The following is an 8,464-nucleotide window of genomic DNA, read 5'->3' as shown; positions in this document are numbered from 1 at the left end:
CGAGGTCAGCACATCCTCCTCCACGAGACGCTGCGACAGGATGATCGCGTCCTCGTAGTTGTGACCCTCCCACGGCATGATCGCCACCAGCAGGTTCTTACCCAACGCCATCTCACCGTTCTCGGTGGCCGGACCGTCGGCGAGGACATCTCCGCCGGCCACCCGCTGCCCTTCGTCCACGATGGGACGCTGGTTGGCGCAGGTGCCCTGATTCGTGCGCGAGAACTTCCGCAGCCGATAGCTGCGGCGCGTCCCGTCGTCGTGCACGACGGTGATGAAGTCGGCCGAAACCTCCTCCACCACACCGGCTTTCTCGTTGACGATCAGATCTCCGGCGTCGACGGCGGCTCGTCGCTCCATTCCGGTGCCGACGAGTGGCGCCTCGGTGCGCAGCAGCGGCACCGCCTGTTTCTGCATGTTCGCACCCATCAGGGCGCGGTTGGCGTCGTCGTGCTCGAGGAACGGAATCATGGCGGTCGCCACCGACACCATCTGGCGCGGCGAGACATCCATGTAGTCGATCAGGGTCGAATCGACGAGTTCGACTTCGGAATTCTTGCGCCGCACCGGAATTCGCGCGGCGACGAAGCGGCCCCCGGCATCGAGCGGTTCGTTGGCCTGTGCGACGACGTGCCGGTCCTCCTCGTCGGCGGTCAGATAGTCGACCTCGTCGGTGACGGCGCCGTCGACCACCCGGCGATACGGGGTTTCGATGAAACCGAACGGATTGACCCGCGCGTACACCGAGAGGTAGCCGATCAGGCCGATACTCGGACCTTCCGGGGTCTCGATCGGGCACATCCGGCCGTAATGGCTGTAGTGCACATCGCGGACCTCGAGGCCGGCGCGCTCCCGGCTCAGACCGCCCGGCCCCAGCGCCGAGAGCCGGCGCTTGTTGGTCAGGCTCGCCAGCGGATTGCGTTCGTCCAGGAACTGCGACAGTTGTGAGCTGCCGAAGAACTCGCGGACCGCCGCCGTGATCGGGCGGATGTTGATCAGCGTCTGCGGGGTGATGGCCTCGACATCCTGGGTCGTCATCCGTTCCCGGACCACTCGCTCCATCCGCGAGAGCCCGATGCGGATCTGATTCTGGATCAACTCGCCGACCGTGCGGACCCGCCGGTTGCCGAAGTGGTCGATATCGTCGACCTCGACCGGCACTTCCGGCCCGCCGGGTGCGGTCATCGTGGAATCGCCTGCACGCAAACGCAACAGGTACTCGATGATGGTGACGATATCGTCCTCGGTCAGCACGCGCGGACCGCCCGTGCGACCCCCGTGCGTCCCGAGTTTCTTGTTGATCTTGTAGCGGCCCACCGCGCCGAGGTCGTAGCGGTTGTCCCGGAAGAACAGGTTCTCCAGTAGGTTCTGCGCGGACTCCTTGGTCGGCGGCTCGCCCGGCCGCAGCTTGCGGTGGATGTCGAGCAGCGCCTCGTCGGTGCCGGCGGTGTTGTCCTTGGCCAGCGAGGTGGTCATGATCTCGGAGAAGCCGAACCGCTCGGCGATCCGTTCGCTGCTCCAGCCCAATGCCTTCAGCAGCACGGTGACCGGCTGACGACGCTTGCGATCGATACGCACACCGACGGTGTCGCGCTTGTCGACATCGAATTCCAGCCACGCACCCCGCGACGGGATCACCCGCGCCGAATGCAACGTCTTCTCCGTGCCCTTGTCGATCGATTCGTCGAAATACACTCCCGGTGAACGCACCAGTTGCGACACCACAACGCGCTCGGTGCCGTTGACGACGAAGGTGCCCTTGTCGGTCATCATCGGGAAATCACCCATGAAGACCGTCTGCGACTTGATCTCACCGGTGCTGTTGTTGACGAACTCCGCGGTCACGAACAGCGGTGCCGCGTAGGTCATGTCCTTGTCCTTGCACTCCTCGATCGAGGCCTTGACCTCTTCGAAGCGCGGATCGGAGAGTGTGAGCGACATCGTTTCGGAGAAGTCCTCGATGGGGCTGATCTCGGCCAGCACCTCGGCGAGTCCGCCGATCGTGTCATCGCCGCGCGTGGCCGCGCGCCGCTGCCATTCGGGCGCTCCGACCAGCCGGGCGAACGATTCGGTCTGAACCTCGAGCAGTCCCGGAATCTCCAGGGGTTCGGACAGTTTCGCGAACGAGAGTCGTTGCGAGATTGTCAAGGCGCATCCTTCCAGCACCTCGCGCGGTCACGCCACGGGTGACCGGTACGAGATCTGCTTGTCCTGTACGGGCTGTCTGCACAATCCGCACCGGATGTCGTCCGAACATGCCTCGGCCGAGCCGATGGACAGCGACGCGCAGATTGCATCACTGTTCACGGCTGTTTCGTATTTCGAGAGTTGGCGGGCATCCGGGCTGCGGGAGGTCCCAAAGTACACCGCAATAAGAAGATTGTCGAGAGAACGACAAAAATCAGACACCGTATATTCGGTGTCTTCCCACTTCTATAATGGCAGCCGTATCTGCGATTCGTCAAGTCGATTGTCGTCAGGGCCGGCAAGTCGTGCCGGTCACTTCACACTTCCCGCGGTCAGGCCCGCGACCAGCCGCTTCTCGATGAGTGCGAACAGCACGACCACCGGCACGATGCCGACGGTGGAGATGGCGAACACGAACTGCCAGGCGGTGTCGTATTGACCGACGAATTTCGTCAGCGCTACCGAGAGTGGCTGATTTTCCGGCGTGGTCAATACCACCAGGCTCGCCGCGAATTCGTTCCAGCAGGAGACGAAGACGAAAATCGTCGCGGTGACAATTCCGGGCCAAACCAGCGGCAGGCTGATTCGCCACAGAATGTGTGGCCGGGACAATCCGTCGAGTTGCGCGGCTTCCTCGATCTGCACCGGAACGGAGGCGAAGAAGCTGTGCAGGATCCACACCGCGAACGAGAGGTTGAACGCCGCATTCACCAGAATCATCGCGAACCAGGTGTCGTTGATGCCGACGGCGAAGAACTCCCGGATCAGGCCCGTCACGAGCACCGCCGGCTGCAACATCTGGGTGACCAGCACCGCGCCGAGAAAGACGGCTCTACCCGGAAACCGCCGTCGCGCAGTGTGATATGCGGCCGGCACGGCCACCGCCAGCACGAGCAGGGTCGCGAGCACGGCGATGGCGAGAGTGCTGACGATATTGAACGGCAGCGGCGTCTCCGGGGTGTGCCACATATCGGCGTAGTTCCCGGGTCGCCACCGATGCGGCAGATAGGACGGCGGAATGCGCAGGATCTCCGACCGGGGTTTCAGCGATCCCAGCACCATCACGACGTACGGGATGAGAAATACGGCCGCGATCACGACGCCGGCCGCCGTCAGTCCCCAGCGCCGCGTCGGTTTCCGCGCGGCGCGCGCCCGGGTGGTCATGTGTCGGACTCCGCGGTCGGCCGGACCAGTTTCACGTAGACCGCGATGATCACCGCGATCAGGGCGAAGTTCAGCACGCTCATCGCCGCGGCGGTGGCGAGCTGCTGATTCTGCCGAATCAGCTTGTAGGTCAACGTGGTCGTGGTGTCGGCGGAGAATCCGGCGATACTGCCCGTCAGCACCTGCAAGATCGGCAGCGAATTGAAGACGTTGATGATGTTGACGACGGTGGCCACCGCGATCGCCGGACGCAGCTGCGGCAGTGTCAGATACCGGTAGCGTTGCCAGGCCGATGCGCCGTCCACCCGGCCCGCCTCACCCACTTCCACCGGAATCGAGTGCAGCCCGGCGAGAATCGTATAGGTGGTGAACGGGATCGACACGAAGACCGCGACCGCGATCGCCACCGCGAAGGCCGGTCCCGGCTCCTTGGTGAATCCGAAACCGCGATCGAGCACACCGATATCGACCAGGAGGCGATTGGCGAGTCCGACCTCCGGATCCAGCAGATACGCGAAGATGCTCGTGGTCATGACCACCGAGGCCGCCCACGGCACCAGGATCGCCAGCCGGATCAGGGTACGGCCGGGAAAGTCCAAGGCCAGAAATTGCGCCAGCGCCGCCGAGAGCACCAGCGTGATCAGCACGACGGCGACGACCCAGACGACGGTGTGGGCGAGGACGCTTCCCAGTTCCTCGATGCCGAACAGCCGGCGGAAGTTGGCCACCCCGGCGAAGCCGCGATCGCGACCGTAGGGGCTGAGGTCACGGGTGCTGGTCCAGATCATGTACCCGGCGGGAAACGCGACCACGGCGGCGATCAGGATGATCACCGAGCCGATCCACGGCAGGGCGCGGATCGCGGATCGGGTGCGTCCGCGTGGATTGCTCATTGCGCCGCCCGTGCGATGCGGCGCAGGACCTCTGCCGGGTCCGCGCCCTGTGTCACCGTGCCCATCTGCTGCCGGATCGCGCCCTGGACCGCGGCCCATTTCGGATCGGCGGAAGGGTAGAAGCGGGCAACCGGCAGGGTGGCGGCGAAGGCCTCGGTCACCGGATCCCGCGCGAGTGCGCGCGCACCGGATGCGGTGATCGGGATGAAGTGTTCCGCCCGCACGAAATCGGCGTAGACCGCGGGCGAATAGAAGTAGTTCAGGAACTGCCGGATCGCGGCCTGCTTGTTGCCGTGTTTGCGAAAGGCCATCAGGTGATCGGCGACGCCGAGGGTCACGGGCGCACCGGTTTTCGTCGGCGACGGTGCGGTGGCGTAGCGCAGCGCCGGATTCTGCCGGTCGATCATGCCCAGCACCGGCGGCAGACCTTCGATCATGCCGATCCGGCCCTGGATGAACGCATTGATCACGTCCTTACGATCGGTGGAGCCGGGATTCGGCTGGGTGTCGCCCGCCGCCGCCAGCGCCGACATCGCTTGCACTCCTTCATGATTGGCGTCGGTATCGACGGTGAGGGTGGTGCCCTCGGACCAGCTGCCGCCGGCGCCGAAGGTCCAGATCGACGTCTCGCCCTGCGCTTCCTCACTGCCCAGCGGCAGGCCGTACCCGGAGATGCCGCCGCCGAGGGCCTGGATGCGGTGCGCGTCCTCCCGCAGTTCGGACCAGGTGCGCGGCGGGGCGGGGATGCCGGCGCGGGCGAACAGATCGGTGTTGTAGAACAACGTGCGCGTCGAGGCGAACAGCGGTAGCGCCCACTGGGTTCCGTCGATGGAGGCGTTGCGGGCGAAACCGGGATCGATGTCGTGCAGGACCGCCGGGTCGGCGATATCGGTTGCCGGATAGAGCATGTCGTCGGTGGCATAGGCGGCGTAGGCATCGATGCCGAGAATGTCGGGGGTGGTGGTCACCGATTGCAGATCGGTGCGGACCACCTCGTTGATCGAATCCCACGATTCGACCTGCAGATGGATCGTGATCGCCGGATTCTGCGCGCGGAAGTTCGCGATGATCGTGCTCCACTCCGCGCGGGTCGCGTCGCTGTAGGCGGGTACCAGCAGCGCCAGCGCGTTCGGATCGGAATCGTCGGCGCTGCGGCCCCGGAAACCGCATGCGGCGACGGCCACCGACAGCACCACGAGCAGCGCGGCGAGCGCGAATCCAAGGCGCGGCCGACCGGACACCAGCGTCAACCTTCCCCTCTGTACAACCGTCACCTGCGGCATTCGCGGGACCTCGGCGGATGCCGGAAGGTGGTGACCGGTCCGGCTCGTCCGAATCTAACCGGGGCGCCGGCCGCGGGGGACGATTCACGGGAAAGTCGGCACGGGGGAAAGTTGACATGATCGAATCGGGGTCCGATTCTGAGACCGTGCCGCCCTCCACCGAGAGCTCTGATCGCACGCATCCGCCCCGGCCCCATCTGGCCGCCGAGGTGGCCACCCAGCCCGACGATTGGGTATGGGCAGCGGAGGTCGCGGCAGAGCACCGAACGCTGTTACCGAACCCCGGTGAACGGGTGGCGGTCCTCGGCTGCGGCACCTCCTATTTCATGGCGAGTGCGATCGCCGAACTCCGGGAGTCGGCCGGACACGGTCTCACCGACGCCTGGCCGGCGAGTGCGGTGCGAACCGGGCGTGAATACGACCGCTACCTGGTGATCTGCCGTTCCGGCACCACCACCGAGGTGGTCGACGCGATGCGGGCGATACCTGCCGCGGCGGCGCGTACCGTGATCTGCTCCAGCCCGGGTACCCCTGTCCTCGACCTCGCCGATCCGATTCTGGTCGACGCGGTCGACGAGCGGTCGGTAGTCCAAACCCGTTTCGCGACAACGGCTCTCGCGATCCTGCGGTGGCATCTGGGGGAGGATCTCGCTCCGGCGATCGAACAGGCCCGCGCGGTCCTGGCCGAGGCCGCCGAGTCGAGTGTGCCGGCCGCGCTCCGGCATGCGGAGCAGATCACCTTCGTGGGAACGGGTTTCGCCGCGGCACTGGCCGACGAGGCGGGATTGAAACTGCGGGAATCCTGCCGAGCCTGGACGGAAGGATATCTGGCGAACGAATACCGGCACGGCCCCATCAGCATCGCGGCTCCCGGACGTGCGGTATGGGCGCTGGGGCCCGTCGTCGCCGGGCTCCGCGACGAAATACTCGCTACCGGCGCCCATTTCGAACATCGCGATATCGATCCGATGGCCGAGCTGGTGCGTGTGCATCGGCTGTGCCTGCTGCGGGCCGCGGACCTGGGGGTCGATCCCGATCGCCCGCGCGGACTCCGGCGATCGGTGATCCTGCGATGAGGGAAGCGGAAGAGCTCGATCCGGTCCTCGCCATGGATGTCGGCGGTACCACGATCAAGGCGGAGATCAGCGACTCCGACGGCCGGATCGCCGCCGCCGCGACGGTGCCCACCCCGCCCGGCGAGCGGGCGTTCGACGCCATGGCCGAACTCGGCGACCGATTGCTGGCCGAGGTCTCCTCCGATACGCGGGCCGGCCTGCGTCGCGGGGCGATCGCACTGCCGGGCATCGTCGACGCCGCACGGTCGGTAGCGGTGTTCAGCAGCAATATCGGCTGGCGCGATGTGAAGATGGGCAGCCGCTTCCAGGACCGGTGGGGATTTCCGGTGCTGATCGAACACGATGTGGCCGTGGCCGGTTGGGCGGAGTGGCGCCTGGGCGCCGGGCGCGGCGCCGACGACGTGCTGGTGGTGAATCTCGGCACCGGAATCAGCGGGGCGCTGACCGTCGGTGGCCGGCTCGTGCGCGGTGGCGCCGGGCAGGCCGGTGAATACGGGCATATTCCGGTGCGCCGCGACGGTCGGCGGTGTTCGTGCGGGAATATCGGCTGTGTGGAAACCCTGGCCTCCGGCCCGTCCATCGCACGGGCCTACCGCGAGCGCACCGGTCGCGACATCGACGGCGCCGAAGCGGTTTTCGCGGCCGCATCGGACGACCCGCACGCCCGCGCGGTGATCGACGACGCGATCGACGCACTGGCCGACGGACTCCTGGGCGTCGTGCACGCGGTCTGCCCGCAGCGCATCGTGATCGGCGGCGGACTGGCCGGCGCCGGGCCGGTGCTGATCGACGGACTGCGCGCACGACTGGAGCGGCTGGTGCGGGTGGCGCCGGTGCCCGAGGTCGTCGCCGGCGCCTTCGGCGCACGGGCCGGGCTCGTCGGCGCGGCCCGGTACGCCCGGCTGGGGGGCTTGGAATGAACGACGGGCAGCCGGTGCTTCGCGGCCGCGTGATCACCTCGACCGGGATCATCGACGATGCGGTGATCGAGGTGCTGGACGGGCGCATCGAGGCGGTGCGGCCCGTCGCGCAATGGACGTTCGGCAATCGGGGCGCCGAACCGCCGGCGCATCTCGGCACATTGCTGCCCGGCCTGGTCGACATCCACAACCACGGCGGATTCGGCCACCGATTCGACACCACCGATTCCGAACAGGCCCGCGCGGCGGCGCGCTATCACCATCGGCAGGGAGCCACGACGGTACTGGCGAGCATCGTGACCGCCGCACCCGACACGATGGTGGCCCAGGTCGCGGCGCTGCGTGAGGTGGCCGCGAGCGGCGAGATAACCGGAATTCACGTCGAAGGACCGTTTCTGGCCGAAAAGCGCTGCGGGGCACAGGATCCCCGCTATTTTCTGGACCCCGATCCCGGCCTGATCCGGCGCCTGCTCGATGCCGCGGGCGGATATCTGCGCGTGATGACGCTGGCGCCCGAACGCCCCGGATTCGCCGCTGCCGCCGGGCAACTCGCCGAGCACGGCGTGGTGGTGGCGCTCGGCCATACCGATGCCGGATACGAGCAATTCCGGGAAGCGCTGGCGCCCAGCGGATCCGGGACGCTGGTGACGCACCTGGCCAATACGATGGCGCCGCTGCATCATCGCGCGCCCGGCGCGGTCGCCGCAGCCCTGGTGGCCGCGGCCGCGGGCGATGCGGTGGTGGAGGTGATCGGAGACGGCGTGCACATCGAATCCGGTTTCGCGGCACTGGTCTTCGCGACCGCTCGGCACCGCGTGGCGCTGGTGACCGATGCCATGCAGGCGGCGGGTTTGCCCGACGGCGACTACCGTCTCGGACCGCAGACGGTCCGGGTGGAGGCGGGGGTGGCGCGGGTGCCGGGCCGTGCGCTGGCCGTGGGG

The 8,464-nt window shown here is 67.0% G+C and carries 7 protein-coding genes; 3 read left to right on the top strand and 4 right to left on the bottom strand.

Annotation, left to right across the window (positions count from 1 at the left end; all coding sequences use genetic code 11):
• The 4 genes from C8258_RS32075 to C8258_RS32060 all read right to left on the bottom strand — a co-directional run.
• Nucleotides 1-2,166: DNA-directed RNA polymerase subunit beta (locus C8258_RS32075; RefSeq protein WP_106958332.1), on the bottom strand; the 2,166-nt coding region annotated here is incomplete at its 3' end.
• Nucleotides 2,167-2,499: 333 nt separating this feature from the next.
• Entirely contained in the window at nt 2,500-3,351 is an 852-nt protein-coding gene (locus C8258_RS32070; RefSeq protein WP_106958331.1) for a carbohydrate ABC transporter permease, read from the bottom strand.
• Nucleotides 3,348-4,244 (bottom strand): carbohydrate ABC transporter permease, encoded by an 897-nt coding sequence (locus tag C8258_RS32065; protein WP_106958330.1) that lies wholly within the window; start codon nt 4,242-4,244, stop codon nt 3,348-3,350. The genes C8258_RS32070 and C8258_RS32065 overlap by 4 nt, the downstream gene beginning before the upstream one ends.
• Nucleotides 4,241-5,485 carry an extracellular solute-binding protein gene (locus tag C8258_RS32060; protein ID WP_233225478.1) on the bottom strand — a complete coding sequence of 415 codons (1,245 nt, stop codon included), beginning with the start codon at nt 5,483-5,485 and terminating at the stop codon, nt 4,241-4,243. Before C8258_RS32060 ends, C8258_RS32065 begins: the two co-directional genes overlap by 4 nt.
• A gap of 188 nt (nt 5,486-5,673) precedes the next feature.
• Here C8258_RS32060 and C8258_RS32055 point away from each other — a divergent pair, with 188 nt between their 5' ends.
• The 3 genes from C8258_RS32055 to C8258_RS32045 all read left to right on the top strand — a co-directional run.
• Nucleotides 5,674-6,603: an SIS domain-containing protein gene (locus tag C8258_RS32055; RefSeq protein WP_106958333.1), complete on the top strand. Its 930-nt coding sequence runs from the start codon at nt 5,674-5,676 to the stop codon at nt 6,601-6,603.
• Nucleotides 6,600-7,523, top strand: coding sequence for an ROK family protein (locus C8258_RS32050; protein ID WP_106958328.1), 924 nt, complete (start codon nt 6,600-6,602; stop codon nt 7,521-7,523). The genes C8258_RS32055 and C8258_RS32050 overlap by 4 nt, the downstream gene beginning before the upstream one ends.
• Nucleotides 7,520-8,464 (top strand): N-acetylglucosamine-6-phosphate deacetylase (locus tag C8258_RS32045; protein WP_106958327.1); only part of this gene is annotated, 945 nt, incomplete at its 3' end. The genes C8258_RS32050 and C8258_RS32045, both read left to right, overlap by 4 nt.

This window comes from Nocardia sp. MDA0666, from assembly GCF_003023875.1.
In the GTDB taxonomy this organism is placed as follows: domain Bacteria; phylum Actinomycetota; class Actinomycetes; order Mycobacteriales; family Mycobacteriaceae; genus Nocardia; species Nocardia aobensis.
This window is presented reverse-complemented; position numbering and strand designations above follow the sequence as displayed.

Coding starts and splice junctions, on each gene's coding strand:
- C8258_RS32050 (WP_106958328.1), top strand. CDS start 6,600: ATGAGGGAAGCGGAAGAGCTCGATCCGGTCCTCGCCATGGATGTCGGC.
- C8258_RS32065 (WP_106958330.1), bottom strand. CDS start 4,244: ATGAGCAATCCACGCGGACGCACCCGATCCGCGATCCGCGCCCTGCCG.
- C8258_RS32070 (WP_106958331.1), bottom strand. CDS start 3,351: ATGACCACCCGGGCGCGCGCCGCGCGGAAACCGACGCGGCGCTGGGGA.